The following is a 13,158-nucleotide window of genomic DNA, read 5'->3' as shown; positions in this document are numbered from 1 at the left end:
GAGCCCCGATGATCATGCTCAAGGACGCCCTCGCCCGCCTGCGCCGCGAGCGCGGGTTCACCCAGGAGGAGCTGGCGCGCCGCCTCTACATCACCCGCCAGGCCGTGAGCCGCTGGGAGACCGGCGCCACCGAACCCGGCATCGACATGCTCAAGCTCATCGCCCGCGAGCTGGACGTGCCCGTGACCGCCCTTCTCGATATGCCCGAGCACTACTGCCAGAGCTGCGGCATGATGTTCACCGGCCCCGACCAGCACGGCCACGAGGCGGACGGCTCCGAGACGGAGGATTTCTGCCGCTGGTGCTACGAGGGCGGCCGCTACACCGATGACGTCACGATGGACGAGATGATCGAGGACTGCGCCCCGCGCATGGCCGAGGCGATGGGGTGGACCGTTGACGAGGCGGCCTCGCTCCTCGGCGCGGTGCTGCCGACGCTGCGCCGCTGGGCATGAAAGTCTTACGGAAGTCCGAATTTCCGATAAGGGCTTTTGTCGCCTAAGCCGAGGGAGCCAACCCTATCCGAGCAGCATGTCCGCGAGCGCGGCCCCGCCGTAGCCGAGAAACGCTCCGACGGCCATCGCCAGAAGCACCGTGCCGATGGCCCGAATCATCTTCATCCAACGTGGAATCATGCGCTCGCGTCGCCCGCGCTTCGTGTCGCGATCCACCGCCTCGCCCTTCAAGTAGGCGAGGATCTCGTCGTAGGTGACGAGGTCGTGCGACTTCGTGATGCGCTGCACCCAGCAGGCGGCGAACATGGCGACGCCCCAGAGCACGAGGGCGAGCACGAAGGTGGGTGCGGTCTGCTCGAGTGACCAGTCCCAGGCAAACACTTGAAAGCAGATCCATATCATTGCGCCTATCACGAGCAGCAGGAATCCGACCATCACGTAGCTCAGGCGCTTCATGGTCTTGACGTCCCTCTCGATGGTCTCGTTCATGGTCTCCACGTCTCCTTTGATGAGAGAGTCCACGGACGCGCAGAAGATCTCGGAGAGCAGGAGCAGGCTCTGGACGTCGGGGTAGGTCTTGCCGTTCTCCCACGACGATATCGTCTGGCGGCTCACGTACACCCGCGCCGCGAGGTCGTCCTGCGACATCCCGTGCGCCGCGCGCAGCTCGCGTATCCTCCCGCCGATTTCCATGTCCGCTCTCCCTCCGTTCTCCTCGGCGCGGCCCCTTACGGGCCAGACCATGGCACGTCCCGCGGAATCGTACCATCAAAGGGTCCCGACATCGGGCGCTGCGGGGCGCGAAACGCGCGTCAAGAGTTCTTTACGTGGCCTCTACCTGCGGCTTTCCGAAGCGTACGTGGCCCGGTCGACGGCCGCGGCGTCCCCTTCACGGCGGACGAGAAGAACGCCCGCGCATGCACCTCCGCCAGCACCTTTTCACATTCTCGCGAGAGGCCGTCGACAACCTCCCGGCGCCCCGCGCGTTCCGTTGCCCAGCGTTCCAAAGCATCTCATGCCGAGAAGAACGTGCCGAGACCCCAATGTGGAAAACTCCCGCATGTCGCCCGTATAATGGACGCACGGGGCGAGAAGAGCCGCGCGACCATGCGCTGGCCTAAGAGCGCGCCCGTCTCCTACGGCGCCGCCCGGGCCACGTCACCGCCGAAAGGATCAAGATGGTCACTCACACGCTCGGCTCGGGCACGCGGACAGCGGTGCTCCTGCACGGGGGCGGCCTCTCGTGGTGGAACTACCGGGCAGTCGCCGACCTGCTCGCCGCCAACGGGTACCGTGTCGTGCTACCCGTGCTCGACGGGCACGCCGGCTCGGACCGCCCATTTACGTCGATCGAGGAAAACGCCTCCGAGCTCGTTGCCCTCATCGACCGCGAGCTCGGCGGGCGCGTCGACGCGCTCGGCGGCGTCTCCCTCGGGGCGCAGGTCGCCCTCGAGGCCCTTGCGCAGCGGCCGCAGATCGCGGAGCGCGCCGTCATCGAGAGCGCACTTGTGCTCCCCATGCGTGCTGCCCGCGCCCTCGTCGCGCCCGCCGTCGCCCTGAGCTACCCGCTCGTGCAGCGCCCCTGGTTCTCGCGGGCGCAGTTCGCGAGCCTCCATCTCCCCGAGGAGCTCTACGAGCCCTACTACCGCGACAGCTGCGCCATATCAAAGCCGGACATGATCGCCTTCATGCGGGCGAACAGCTCCTACCGGCTGAGGCCCGAGCTCGCGGGCTGCGGGGCGCGGGCCACCATCCTTGTCGGCGGGAAGGAGCCCCGCATCATGGTGCGCTCGGCGCGAGCCCTGGCTAAGGCCATGCCGGACAGCATGCTCGTCGAGCACCCTGGCTGGCGGCACGGCGAGGCGAGCTTGTGGCATCCCGAGGTCTATCTCGAGGCGCTCGAGGGTCGCCCATAAGCAAGCGTTCAAGCACCGCTCGCGCAGAGTCTCTGCGCGAGCGGTGCTTGAGTGACAGCGAATCGGCTTGAGACGGGATTACGATAGGCGCTCGACCATGGCCCCCCGAGCGGAGGGAAGGGCCACCGCTATGGTAAGCACGCCGTCGTCGACGCGGGCTTCCACGGATCCGCCCATGCGCCTGCAGAGGCCTCATCGAGCGGTGCTCCGAGCTCGCCAATCTGTCTCTGAGTCTGCGTGACCACATCGAATATCTCTTGTATCCTACCGAGGTCGTCCGACTTCGCGCTCATAGATCAGCTCCTTATCCCGCTCGATAGCCTCCCGCAGCGCGGTGTTCTTTATCGTTCTGGCAGTCACCACGTCGGTGGATCGGCCCGTGAGCTGCTCGACCTGCTTGGAGAAGTGCTCGAGGTCGCGAAGGTTGAACGTACGAGATGTGCCGATGTCAAGCCGGATGTCAACGTCGCTTTTGTCGGAGTATGTTCCTCGTGCGAACGAACCGAAGAGGTAGGCGCGCTCGATGGCAGGAAAGTGCGAACACACCTCTCGTATCTTGTCGATAACGAACTGTTTATCGTTGGCGATGCCTTGCTGTCTTTGGACAAGCCGAAGCGTCTCGGATACCTTCTGCTCTATGCGGGCGAGGGCGCCATCCTCAGTCTCGTGTTTCTCAGACTCAATGCCCCTATTAAGGAAATGGAGAAACGCGTCGGTTTTGCTCAAGCGATGTTCGAAGGCAAACTGTTCGATCGTGCTCACGAGCTCCGACGGGAGTCTCAGCGAGACGGCGGTTCTCGGCTCCCTTGCTACTGGGGGGTATGCGTCCATTCCCTCACCTCCAATATGTATGACAATTGTATCACACAAGAATCAGAGACGGAGATTGTCCTATGGGCGCGCTGGAATCGGTGGCATGTCCGGTAAAGGCCGCCCAGGCACGCGGAGCAGGAGGTTTACGGCGAGTAGCGCTACCCCGCGAGCGCGCGCAGCGCGTCGGCGGCGGCCTGCGACGTGAGGTAGAGCCTGAGGCCGATGGGGCTCACCTCGAGCCCCACGACGGGCGAGCCCTCGTAGGTGGTGACCTCGAGGCCCTTGTACTCCTCGAGGTCGTCGGCGCTCTGTCCGAGCTTCTGCGTCTCCGGCTCCCACAGCTCGAAGACGTACTCTGCGTCGGCGTCCGGTTCCGTGGCGATGCCGTTCTCCTCGGAGAACGGCTCGAAGGCGTTCTCGATCTCCGTCTGGTCGGTCACCTCGCGAATGACCTCGCCGGTCTGGGCGTCCCTCACCACAAGGCGGCAGACCTTGCCCCAATCGACGTTCGAGAGCGTGTCGGCGAGCTCCTGAGCCTGGGAGGCGAAGTCCTCCGCCTGGTCGGCGACGTCGTCGAGGCCGGGCAGCCCTAAGCACCCCGTGAGGGGCAGCGCGATGGTCGCGGCGAGCAGGGCGGCGATGGCGGTATGGACTCTCATGATTCTCCCCTCGACGTTCTTCTCGCCCATTCTATTCCTCAGCTCGTGACCTTGGTGCGTCACACCTTGAGCGACTGCAGGTATGCCTTTTGCTCCGTCGCAATGCGGCGGCTCTCGCGCGCCTTCTGGAGCGCCTTGTTGTGCGTCCAGGCGTCGAGGGCGATAGGCCGCTGCTCGAAGAGGGGAAGGGTCGCCTCGGGCTGCTTTATGAGGGCAAACGAGAAGTACCAGGCGCGCGCCATGTTGACGTAGTACTCGGGACGGTCGATGCCGGCGACGAGCGCGAGGTGCTCCGGCTCGAAGGCGTCGTCCAGGAAGAGCGTCATGAGTTGGACCACCCCAAAGCGCACCGTGTACTCCGGCTCCGCGGTGACCCAGCCGTGGATGCGCTCGAGCACCGCCAGCAGGTCGCGCTTGAAGGCGGGAACGCGGATGAGGTCGCAGGTCGCCCAGTTGTCGACGAAGGGGAGAAAGGAGTCGAGCAGCTCGAACGCCTCATCGGGCGTCTTCGCCATCCGGCCGATGAGCTCACCATGCAGGTTGTTCTCGTCGTAGGTCTCATGCGGGAGCGCCGCGAGGAAGGCGCGCGTCTCAGCTGGCTGCTCGCGTGCGAGCCTGCGCGCGTAGTCGCGCAGCGCCGGCGTGCGCACGCCGAGGATGCGCGCGGGGTCGACGGTCGGTACGAGCTTCACCTGGAAGTCTCGGTACGTGGGATCGGCAAGCGCCTCCAGCTCACGACGGATGCGGTTAGTCACACTGTCCTTCGGCGTCGCTCTGCTCATGTGGCTCCCTTGAAACGAACACATGTTCCTATATAATGAGTCTAGCACATGGAACGTGGCGGCGGAATTGAGATTGACAGTAGTAACGCGAGGCGATACTATGATTAGGTCATTTGCAGACAAGGATACCGAACGGCTCTCATCGGGATTTCGCGTTGCAAGGTTCTTGGCGTTCGAGCGCGTTGCACTGAGAAAGATTCGGCAGTTGCAAATCGCAAACGAGCTGTCTGACCTCAGAATTCCGCCGGGAAATCGTCTCGAGGCACTGAGCGGAGATAGAGCTGGGCAATTCAGCATCCGCATCAACGACCAGTTCCGAGTCTGTTTTCGGTGGGTCGAGGGAGGTGCCGAGGGTGTCGAAATCGTTGACTATCGCTGAGCCTGTTCACGAGGGGGAGGTGGTTGCCCCCATTACTCCGGGCGAGCTGCTGCGCGACGAGTTTCTCGTGCCTATGGGCATCTCACAGTACCGTCTTGCTAAGGAGACGGGCATACCTGCGCAGCGCATAGGACAGATTGTGTTGGGGCGCCGCTCCGTGACCGCCGACACTGACCTGAGGCTCTGTCGCTTCTTTGGCCTTTCTGACGGGTATTGGCTGCGTGCGCAGGCGGCGTACGACATCGAGGTGGCCCGACGCAAGCTCGAGCCTGAGCTCAGAAAGATAAAGCCCTTCTCCAAGATTGCCGCTGTGCTGTAGTCCGTACCACGCGGACTCTGCCAAACGTCATCTCTCGACATTCGAGGCCACCCAAAGGGGCGGCCAGTTGTCATCCGACCTACAAAGAAATATCGATTCGACCGCTCATCCCGGCCCGCTGGGCCGTTAATAGGGATAGAGGGAGGTGGCGCAGTGGACGAGAAGAACGGGCGGACGGACGAGGCGGAGCGCCTCGTCGGCGAGCACTACGCGGACGTGCTGCGGTACTGCCGCAGGCACGCACCGGCGGGGCTCGCCGAGGACGCCGCGCAGGAGACGTTCCTGCGCTTCGTCCGCGCCCGCTCGCGCTACCGGGATCGGGGCCGCGCCCGCGCCTACCTCGTCACCATCGCCCGCAACGTCTGCGCCGACATGGCGCGCGACCGCGCGTCCTCGTGGGCCGATCTCCCGGAGGCGCTCCCCGGCGGGGGCGACCCGGGCGAGGCGGACGACCGCCGCGACCTGGCCTCCGCTCTCGCCCGGCTGCCCCGCGCCCAGCGCGAGGCGCTCGAGCTCAGGTACGGGGAGGGCCTCACGGTCGGCGAGGTGGGCGCCGCGCTGGGCATGAGCAGGTTCGCGGCGGCGCGCGCCCTGTCGTCGGCGCTCGATGCGCTGCGGGCGAACCTGGACGTATCGACGGACGAGTGGGGAGGCACACGATGAGAAGGCGAGAAGAACGCGCCCTCGAGGACGCGCTGCGAGACCACTACCGGGCGGCGCCCGGCACCGACGCCGCCCCGCCCCGCGCGCTCGTGGAGGCAGTCGCGGCCGAGATGGCACGGCCCTCCCGGCCGCGCGCCGTGGAGGTGGTCGCCGGCCAGGCCCGCCGCGTCGGTGCGGGGGCGTGGGCGCTGCACGCAGCGCTCGTCCTTCTCGCCGTGCCGTGCGCCCTCTCCGGGGTCGGCGTCGGGACGGTCGCGGCGGCCCTCGGGGCGGCGCTCGCGCTCGCCTCGCTCGCGGGCGTCACGCGCTCGCGCTCCTGCGGCATGGCCGAGCTCGAGGCCGCCTGCCCCGTGAACGCCCAGGCCGCGGCGTGTGCCCGGGGGCTCGTGCTCTGCTGCGCGGATGCGCTCGCGATCGCCCTCCTCTCCGCCCTCTCCGGCCCGGTGGGAGGTGCGCCCTGGGCCGTGCTCGCCCAGGGGCTCGCGCCCTACCTCGTGGCCCTCGGGGCGGGGCTCCTCGCCGCCCGCCGCGCGGCGAGCCCGGACGCGACCGTCGCCGCCGTCGCCGCGGCGGCCGGCGTGTGCGCCGCCTGCGTCCTCGCGCGCACCCTCTGCCCGGCGGCCTTCGGCCCCGCGGCGGCGCTTGCCTGGTGGGCCGCGGCGGCGGCAGCCCTCGCCTTCGCGGCGGCCCAGGCCCGCGCGTGGCTGCGTGCGGCGGCCTCCGGCTTCGCCGACGCGCCCGCGCCCGCAGGCGCGCTCTAGCAGAGACTGGACAACATACATTCTGCGCCGCAAGACAATCGCCAACTGGCAAAACACAGCCATTCGCGCGCAGCGTGCATGGTAGTGCTCGTCAACAATCGCCTACGAGAGAAGAGGCCGAACATGGAACTGACGCTCGACCGGCTGACCCGGGAGTTCGGGCCCAAGATCGCCGTGGACCGCGTGAGCGCGACGCTCGCCCCCGGCGTCTACGGCCTGCTCGGCGCCAACGGCGCCGGCAAGACCACGCTCATGAGGATGGTCTGCGGGGTGCTGCGCCCCACCTCGGGAGAGGTGCGCTACGACGGCGCGCCCGTCGCGCGCATGGGCGACGAGTACCGCGCCCTCCTCGGCTACCTGCCGCAGGACTTCGGCTACTACCCCGAGTTCACGGCGCTCGACTTCATGGAGTACATGGCCGCCCTCAAGGGCCTCGGCCGCCGCGACGCGCGCGACCGCTCGCTCGCCCTCCTCGAGCGCGTGGGGCTCGGCGGCGAGGAGCGCAGGCGCATCCGGACCTTCTCCGGCGGCATGCGCCAGCGCCTCGGCATCGCGCAGGCCGTCCTCAACGACCCCGAGGTCCTCGTGCTCGACGAGCCCACGGCCGGGCTCGACCCCAAGGAGCGCGTGCGGTTCCGCAACCTCATCGCCGGCCTCGCGCGCGACAAGATCGTCCTTCTCTCCACGCACATCGTCTCCGACGTGGAGCACATCGCGGACGAGATCCTCGTGATGCGGGCGGGCGCGGTTGTGCTCTCGGGGCCGCCGGCCGAGCTCGTGGCGAAGGCCGAGGGCAGGGTCTGGGAGGCCGTCGTCCCGGCCGAGCGGGCCGAGGCGCTCGAGGCTGCGCTCACGGTGGGCAACGTGCGCCATCTCGAGGGCGGGCGGGCGCTCCTGCGCTACGTGGCCGACGAGCCCAGGGTGCCGGGCTCCGCCCCCGCCGAGCCCACGCTCGAGGACCTGTACCTGTACGTGTTCCGCGACGGCGCCGCCGGGGCGGGCTCGCCCCGCGCCGCCCGCGGCACCCACTTCAAGGAGGGACGCCATGCCTAGGCTCATCCTGTTCGAGCTCAAGAAGATGCTCTCCCGCCGCGTGGCGCTCGCGGCAAACGTCGGCGTCGTCGTCTTCCTCGTCGCCATCATGGCGCTCAACGTGGTCCAGACCAAGACGGCGAACGCCCGAGGCGAGATCGTCTCCGGCACCGAGGCGATCGCGCAGATGCGCACCGACGCCGAGGAGCACGCGGGCACGATAACCGCCGAGCGCGCGGCGGCGGACATAGCCGCCTACCAGGAGGCGGTCTTCTCGCGCATCGACCGCGACGCCGTGACCCAGATGACGGGCTCGGCCGTCTACGACCTCATGTTCCAGAGCTTCTCCGACGAGGAGGTCTACGAGCTCTACAACCCCTACTGGAGCTGGCTGCTGCGCCCCTGGCGGATCTCGGGCGAGGAGCCCGCGCAGACGGCCGCCCGCGTGACGCCCGAGATGGCGGCCGACTGGTACGGCGCGGCGGCCGAGCTCACCCAGCAGTCCCTCGACGACGGCCAGGGCGGCATGTGGGAGTACTCCGAGGCGGAGCGCGCGTACTGGACGGAGATGCGCTCCTCCGTGCCCGAGCCCATCGAGTACGGCTACTCGGGCGGCTGGGGCAACGTGGTCGACTGCGCGGCCTTCCTCGTCTTCGCGATCCTGGCGGCGTGCGTGACGCTGGCGCCCGCGTTCTCCTTCGAGTACCAGTCCGGCGCGGACGCGGTGGTGCTCGCCACCCGGCGCGGCCGCTCGACGCTCGTGGCGGCCAAGGTCGTGGCGGGACTCGCCTACGCGTCCGCCCTCTTCGCCCTCAGCGCCGCCATCATCGTCGGGGTCTCGCTTGCCTTCTACGGGGCGGAGGGCTTCGGGCTCTCGGTTCAGAGCATGGCGCTCTCCTCGCCCTACCCGCTCACGGCGGGGCAGGCCGCGCTCGCGTGCGTGGGGCTCATGTACGCCGCGTGCCTGGGCTTTTCGTGCCTCACGCTCGCGCTCTCGTCGCGCACCCCCTCGACGCTCGCGGTCTTCCTGACGGACGTGGTGCTCGTGCTGCTCACGGGGCTCGTCCCCTCGGCGGGCGTGGGCGCGCTCGAGCGCGCGCTCGCCCTCTTCCCGATCAACTTCGCCAACTTCAGCGTGCTCTACACGGCGCTCGAGTCCTACCCGCTCGGCCCGGTCGTGCTCGACCTCATCGGCATGGTTCTCCTCGTCTACGCGGCGCTTGCGCTCGTCTCGACCCCCGTGGCGGTGGTCTCGTTCAGGAGGCGCCAGGTGGCGTAACAGGATAGCGGCGCTGCCGTCTGTTCGGCAGCGCCGCTACAGCATAACCTCAACGGGAACGGGGTTCTGCTCGCAGAAAACCTCGAAAGGCGTCCTCCCGTTGTTTTCTCCGTAGAGATAGTGAGTTGCCTCAGGAGAGAGCTCATCCATCAAACGTACGATGTGGGCATCGACGAGAGACGGCCTGAACTCCTCGCGAACTGGATTAAAGAGTCGCTCGTTGTGCGCCACGCGGTTCCTTACTTTGTTGATGGCGTAGAGATGGCGGTGCAGCACGGCGCGGTCCGTTCCCTTCGACCAGGCTCTGTGCAACGCGGGGATCCACAGGTCGCGTTCTCTGCTTCGGTCGGTTAGGTGCGACCAGAAGCCAAGCATGAGGTTTGAGATGACTTGGTTGGGATCGTTGGGGTCATGGGCACGGTCCCGTGCCTGCCCAATAGCCTTTCTGTTGGGCAGGCTCACGTCGAGCATCCTGCCGCCCTTGCTCGTGCGCATGATGGCTCTTCTGACTGGAGAGAGCTTGTCGAACAGCCAATGCTCGTTGCCATTCCAGGCCTCGCATAGCGTCCGGTCGTATGCGTTACGCAGCGCCACCTCGAAGCAGCCGATGTTTCCCATAAGCGTTTGGCACAGACGAACGTTCCAGTGGTAAAGCTCTAGGGCTTTGCCGACATTGCCATTTGCCGCCTCGAGATAGGGACCAAACCGTGCAGGCGACAACCATCGCTCAACCCACGCGCGCGTCTCGTCCGATTCGCATGGGAAGTCGCCACATCTCTCGGAGACTGCTCTTGATACCTCGGGCATTGAACCCCCTACAGAGCATTCAGGCCCGGTGACATGCTACGCAGCGGTCATTCCGGGCCCATCGATACTTATCTTACCCACTTCTGCGGGCTCCAACAAGAGGATCATACGATGAGTTCCGAACGACTCTGGCGACCATAGGCTCATCCTTCCTGAACAGAACAAATGTTCTCATATAGCTAGCTTACCACATCAGGGTCGCGCTGCATGTCCGGGTTTCTCTGCAGCCTCGTTTTTGAGTTTGCGATTAGCGGAAGTGAATCCAGTTTCACTTCCGAAAAATGAAAATACGAGAAGTGAGTACGCGCGGCGTTCGAATGAGACAAACGAACCTGCTTCCCTGCCTCACCGCGCCCTTAAGCAAACGTTAGGAACTGCCGCGTTCTTCTCGCGTATCCTTGTGGCCGATACGAGGGGAGGGGCGCATGGGCGCACGTGTGCTGGTGGTGGACGACGAGCCGGAGATCTGCGAGCTCGTGCGCGTCTACCTCGAGGCGGAGGGCTTCGAGGTGGAGACGCTCGGCGACGGCGCGGCGGCGGTCGCCCGCGTGACGGACGATGGCGCGCCGGCGCTCGACCTCGCGATTCTCGACGTCATGCTGCCCGGCGCGAGCGGCCTCGAGGTCTGCCGGGCTATCCGCGAGCGTCACAGCTACCCGGTGATCATGCTCACGGCCCGCGGCGAGCAGGCGGACAAGATCGCCGGGCTCACCCTGGGCGCGGACGACTACGTGGTGAAGCCCTTCCTGCCGCTCGAGCTCGTGGCGCGCGTGAAGGCGCAGCTCAGGCGCTACACCACGTACAACGCGGCGGGCGGCGCGCACGGCGAGAAGGACGGCGTCATCGCGTGCCGAGGCCTCGTGCTCGACGTGCCGGCCCACGAGGCGACCCTGAACGAGCGCCCGCTCGCCCTCACGCCGACGGAGTTCTCCCTGCTGCGGATCCTGCTCGAGGCCGACGGCGCGGTCGTCTCCGCGCGAGAGCTCTACCAGCGCATCTTTGGTGACGAGTACTACGAGCGCGGCTCGGGCTCCATCACGGTGCACGTGCGGCACCTGCGCGAGAAGATGGGCGACTCCTTCGAGGACCCGCGCTACATCAGGACCGTCTGGGGATTGGGGTACAAGATTGAGCGCTAGCGAGAAGAGCCCGGGCGAGAAGAACGGTGGGGCCCGGTCGATCGTCCTGACCGTCGCGGTGGTGGCGGGCGCGATCCTGGTCGCATCCGCAGCGTTCAGCACGGTCTTCGGCTTTGTGGACAAGGCCTGGAACGGCTCGTTCATGGACTGGTTGGCCCCGCAGATCCTGAACGTCAACAACCTGAACGAATTTGGCCTCTGGCCGGAGATGGTGCTGGATGTCTCTGGCACCAAGTACTTCTTCATGCAGCTGGGCATCTGCGGCATCGTGCTTCTCGCCGTGGGCTGTGCGGTGGCGGCCGTCCTGTCGGCCCGCCGCGTCCGCCTCAAGGAGCGCGCCCGAGCCGCCGAGCTGCTGCGCGTCTTTCTCGCCCACGACCTGGAGGCCCATGAGGCGTTCCCGTCCGGCTGGGAGGAGCTCGCGCTCGTTGCCGCCGACGCCAAGCGTGCCGCCGCAGAGTGGGAGCGCCAGCTTGCCGACGAGTCCGCGCGCAGGAGCGACCTCGTGACCTACCTTGCTCACGACCTCAAGACGCCGCTCACCTCGGTGATCGGCTATCTCTCGCTTCTGGACGAGGTGCCGGATATGCCCGAGGCGCAGCGGGTTCGCTACACGGGCGTTGCGCTCGACAAGGCGTGCCGCCTCGAGCGCCTGGTGAACGAGTTCTTTGACATCACGCGCTACAGCCTCACGAACATCGAGCTCGAGTTTGCGCCCGTGGACCTCGCCGGGCTTCTCGTCCAGCTTTCCGACGAGTTCTACCCGGCGCTTGCCGCCCACGGCAACGTGGCGCGCGTGACGGTGGAGGGGAGCGTGCGCACGGTAGACGATCCCGGCGAGCCGCTCGTGCTCACGGCCGACGCCTCCCGCCTCGCGCGCGTCTTTGGCAACCTGTTGCGCAACGCGATCGCCTACAGCGACGAGGGGACGCCCGTGGAGGTCGGGGCCGTGGCCGGGGAGGGGAGCGTCGTCGTCACCGTGTCCGACACGGGCGCGACCATCCCCTCGCACAAGCTCCGCGCGATCTTCGACCGGTTCTTCAGGCTGGACGAGTCCCGCGGGACGGCCACCGGAGGCGCCGGCCTCGGCCTCGCCATCGCCCGCGAGATCGTGGAGCTGCACGGCGGCGCCATCTCCGCCGCGAGCGAGAACGGCCGAACCACCTTCACCGTCGAGCTGCCCGCGTGACGCGTGACAGGGGGACGGAGCGGTGACAAAACCTCCGTCCCCCCGTCACGTCGTCACGCTGAGAGGGCCCACAGGTTCAGGCACTGGCCGAGCACGCGCTCGAGGTCCCAGGTGCGCGAGCTTCGCTCGGCGCTGTTGGGGTCGTGCACGACGACCCCTCCGTCCCCGGCTAGGCCGGAGAGCACGATGAAGTGGCCCGTGGTGGTGAAGTCGCCGGGGCCCACGCTGCAGATGACGGGCCTCCCCGCGAGGAGCGCCTCGCGCACGGCGCCCGCGCTGGCGGGCAGCTCCTCGGAGACGAGCCCCAGATCAGCCGCACCGTCGGTCAAGAGGGCCCACGCCGTCATCCCGTCGGTCGTGTAGCCGCCGCGCTCGGAGAAGTCGGCCATGGCGGAGGGGTCGAGGTCGTCGCGCCCGGTAAGCGACACGTAGACCATGGAGAGGCACGTGGGGCCGCATCCGTTCTTCTCGACGGTCCCCCCGGCGTAGGGGTGGCTCGCCCACTGCGGGTCGGTTTGGTAGAGGAAGGGGACCTCGCCCGCGCGCCATTCCTCGCGCGGCGTGGAGCTGGCCGGCGCCGAGCCGCCCGCCCGCCTCGCGCCGCCAGCGGCCGAGGCCACCGCAAGCCAGAGCGCGACGGCGAGCGCGACCGCCAGCGTGCCGGCCGCCCCGAGCACAAGCGGGACGCGACGTGCCCTCCTGCGATTGAGGTACCTGCGCGGCGCGATGCGAGTCGTGTTCATGATTCCCCCTTCGACGTGGCTCAGCCAAGCCTAGGGGCGCCCGCCATAACGGCGCATGAACCAATCGCTAAGACTTCCCTAAGGCGTTGCCCGGGACGGCTTGCCGTCGTTTCCATGTTGGTCGGGGGTGTCTGGGGGGGGGTTCCAAGGCTTTCCTTTATACCCATCTCCAACCCCACGAGACCGGGGCTGGTACTGTGTGCGGGCTTCGGGTTGTAAAAA

General features: G+C 67.3%; 16 protein-coding genes. 10 read left to right on the top strand and 6 right to left on the bottom strand.

The window, feature by feature from the left end:
• Positions 1-8 precede the first annotated feature (8 nt).
• Entirely contained in the window at positions 9-455 is a 447-nt protein-coding gene (locus E0L17_RS07375; RefSeq protein WP_206109059.1) for a zinc ribbon domain-containing protein, read from the top strand.
• A 63-nt stretch (positions 456-518) separates the two neighbouring features.
• Here the strand turns inward: E0L17_RS07375 and E0L17_RS07370 are convergent, their stop codons facing one another.
• Entirely contained in the window at positions 519-1,148 is a 630-nt protein-coding gene (locus E0L17_RS07370) for a helix-turn-helix domain-containing protein (protein ID WP_167930616.1), read from the bottom strand.
• 485 nt (positions 1,149-1,633) lie between these two features.
• On the opposite strand from E0L17_RS07370, the gene E0L17_RS07365 reads away from it, so the two are divergent.
• A complete protein-coding gene (locus tag E0L17_RS07365; protein ID WP_167930615.1) occupies positions 1,634-2,371 on the top strand; it encodes an alpha/beta fold hydrolase in 738 nt (245 codons plus the stop codon).
• 264 nt (positions 2,372-2,635) lie between these two features.
• On the opposite strand, the gene E0L17_RS07360 is transcribed toward E0L17_RS07365, so the two are convergent.
• The 3 genes from E0L17_RS07360 to E0L17_RS07350 all read right to left on the bottom strand — a co-directional run bounded on the left by E0L17_RS07360 (position 2,636) and on the right by E0L17_RS07350 (position 4,625).
• The gene (locus E0L17_RS07360) at positions 2,636-3,202 is read right to left on the bottom strand and encodes a nucleotidyltransferase family protein (RefSeq protein WP_167930614.1); all 567 of its coding nucleotides are present in this window, start codon (positions 3,200-3,202) and stop codon (positions 2,636-2,638) included.
• A gap of 140 nt (positions 3,203-3,342) precedes the next feature.
• Complete coding sequence (locus tag E0L17_RS07355) at positions 3,343-3,873, bottom strand: hypothetical protein (RefSeq protein WP_167930613.1); 531 nt, start codon at positions 3,871-3,873, stop codon at positions 3,343-3,345.
• 29 nt (positions 3,874-3,902) lie between these two features.
• Positions 3,903-4,625: a DNA alkylation repair protein gene (locus E0L17_RS07350; protein ID WP_167930612.1), complete on the bottom strand. Its 723-nt coding sequence runs from the start codon at positions 4,623-4,625 to the stop codon at positions 3,903-3,905.
• A 100-nt stretch (positions 4,626-4,725) separates the two neighbouring features.
• Here E0L17_RS07350 and E0L17_RS07345 point away from each other — a divergent pair, with 100 nt between their 5' ends.
• From E0L17_RS07345 to E0L17_RS07320, 6 genes are all read left to right on the top strand, one after another.
• On the top strand, positions 4,726-5,004 hold the full coding sequence (locus E0L17_RS07345) for a type II toxin-antitoxin system RelE/ParE family toxin (RefSeq protein WP_167930611.1): 279 nt from the start codon (positions 4,726-4,728) through the stop codon (positions 5,002-5,004).
• A gap of 19 nt (positions 5,005-5,023) precedes the next feature.
• The gene (locus E0L17_RS07340; protein ID WP_167930610.1) at positions 5,024-5,323 is read left to right on the top strand and encodes a HigA family addiction module antitoxin; all 300 of its coding nucleotides are present in this window, start codon (positions 5,024-5,026) and stop codon (positions 5,321-5,323) included.
• Between the two features lie 153 nt (positions 5,324-5,476).
• Positions 5,477-5,986: an RNA polymerase sigma factor gene (locus E0L17_RS07335; protein WP_167930609.1), complete on the top strand. Its 510-nt coding sequence runs from the start codon at positions 5,477-5,479 to the stop codon at positions 5,984-5,986.
• Complete coding sequence (locus E0L17_RS07330; RefSeq protein ID WP_167930608.1) at positions 5,983-6,747, top strand: hypothetical protein; 765 nt, start codon at positions 5,983-5,985, stop codon at positions 6,745-6,747. Before E0L17_RS07335 ends, E0L17_RS07330 begins: the two co-directional genes overlap by 4 nt.
• 123 nt (positions 6,748-6,870) lie before the next feature.
• Positions 6,871-7,800 (top strand): ABC transporter ATP-binding protein, encoded by a 930-nt coding sequence (locus E0L17_RS07325; RefSeq protein WP_167930607.1) that lies wholly within the window; start codon positions 6,871-6,873, stop codon positions 7,798-7,800.
• Complete coding sequence (locus tag E0L17_RS07320) at positions 7,793-9,058, top strand: ABC transporter permease (RefSeq protein WP_167930606.1); 1,266 nt, start codon at positions 7,793-7,795, stop codon at positions 9,056-9,058. Before E0L17_RS07325 ends, E0L17_RS07320 begins: the two co-directional genes overlap by 8 nt.
• 36 nt (positions 9,059-9,094) lie before the next feature.
• Here the strand turns inward: E0L17_RS07320 and E0L17_RS07315 are convergent, their stop codons facing one another.
• Positions 9,095-9,865 (bottom strand): Abi family protein, encoded by a 771-nt coding sequence (locus E0L17_RS07315; RefSeq protein ID WP_167930605.1) that lies wholly within the window; start codon positions 9,863-9,865, stop codon positions 9,095-9,097.
• Positions 9,866-10,290: 425 nt separating this feature from the next.
• Here E0L17_RS07315 and E0L17_RS07310 point away from each other — a divergent pair, with 425 nt between their 5' ends.
• Together E0L17_RS07310 and E0L17_RS07305 are read left to right on the top strand one after the other, a co-directional pair.
• A complete protein-coding gene (locus E0L17_RS07310; protein ID WP_167930604.1) occupies positions 10,291-11,004 on the top strand; it encodes a response regulator transcription factor in 714 nt (237 codons plus the stop codon).
• Entirely contained in the window at positions 10,994-12,193 is a 1,200-nt protein-coding gene (locus tag E0L17_RS07305) for a sensor histidine kinase (RefSeq protein ID WP_167930603.1), read from the top strand. The genes E0L17_RS07310 and E0L17_RS07305 overlap by 11 nt, the downstream gene beginning before the upstream one ends.
• Positions 12,194-12,246: 53 nt before the next feature.
• Here the strand turns inward: E0L17_RS07305 and E0L17_RS07300 are convergent, their stop codons facing one another.
• Positions 12,247-12,936 carry a C39 family peptidase gene (locus tag E0L17_RS07300; protein ID WP_167930602.1) on the bottom strand — a complete coding sequence of 230 codons (690 nt, stop codon included), beginning with the start codon at positions 12,934-12,936 and terminating at the stop codon, positions 12,247-12,249.
• Positions 12,937-13,158: the final 222 nt, after the last annotated feature.

Origin of the sequence: Olsenella sp. SW781 (assembly GCF_012027725.1) — a bacterium.
In the GTDB taxonomy this organism is placed as follows: Bacteria; Actinomycetota; Coriobacteriia; order Coriobacteriales; family Atopobiaceae; genus Thermophilibacter.
Note: the sequence above shows the minus strand (reverse complement) of the source record. Positions and strands in the feature narration are given on the sequence as shown.

Coding starts and splice junctions, on each gene's coding strand:
- E0L17_RS07375 (WP_206109059.1), top strand. CDS start 9: ATGATCATGCTCAAGGACGCCCTCGCCCGCCTGCGCCGCGAGCGCGGG.
- E0L17_RS07370 (WP_167930616.1), bottom strand. CDS start 1,148: ATGGAAATCGGCGGGAGGATACGCGAGCTGCGCGCGGCGCACGGGATG.
- E0L17_RS07365 (WP_167930615.1), top strand. CDS start 1,634: ATGGTCACTCACACGCTCGGCTCGGGCACGCGGACAGCGGTGCTCCTG.
- E0L17_RS07360 (WP_167930614.1), bottom strand. CDS start 3,202: ATGGACGCATACCCCCCAGTAGCAAGGGAGCCGAGAACCGCCGTCTCG.
- E0L17_RS07355 (WP_167930613.1), bottom strand. CDS start 3,873: ATGGGCGAGAAGAACGTCGAGGGGAGAATCATGAGAGTCCATACCGCC.
- E0L17_RS07350 (WP_167930612.1), bottom strand. CDS start 4,625: ATGAGCAGAGCGACGCCGAAGGACAGTGTGACTAACCGCATCCGTCGT.
- E0L17_RS07345 (WP_167930611.1), top strand. CDS start 4,726: ATGATTAGGTCATTTGCAGACAAGGATACCGAACGGCTCTCATCGGGA.
- E0L17_RS07330 (WP_167930608.1), top strand. CDS start 5,983: ATGAGAAGGCGAGAAGAACGCGCCCTCGAGGACGCGCTGCGAGACCAC.
- E0L17_RS07325 (WP_167930607.1), top strand. CDS start 6,871: ATGGAACTGACGCTCGACCGGCTGACCCGGGAGTTCGGGCCCAAGATC.
- E0L17_RS07320 (WP_167930606.1), top strand. CDS start 7,793: ATGCCTAGGCTCATCCTGTTCGAGCTCAAGAAGATGCTCTCCCGCCGC.
- E0L17_RS07315 (WP_167930605.1), bottom strand. CDS start 9,865: ATGCCCGAGGTATCAAGAGCAGTCTCCGAGAGATGTGGCGACTTCCCA.
- E0L17_RS07310 (WP_167930604.1), top strand. CDS start 10,291: ATGGGCGCACGTGTGCTGGTGGTGGACGACGAGCCGGAGATCTGCGAG.
- E0L17_RS07300 (WP_167930602.1), bottom strand. CDS start 12,936: ATGAACACGACTCGCATCGCGCCGCGCAGGTACCTCAATCGCAGGAGG.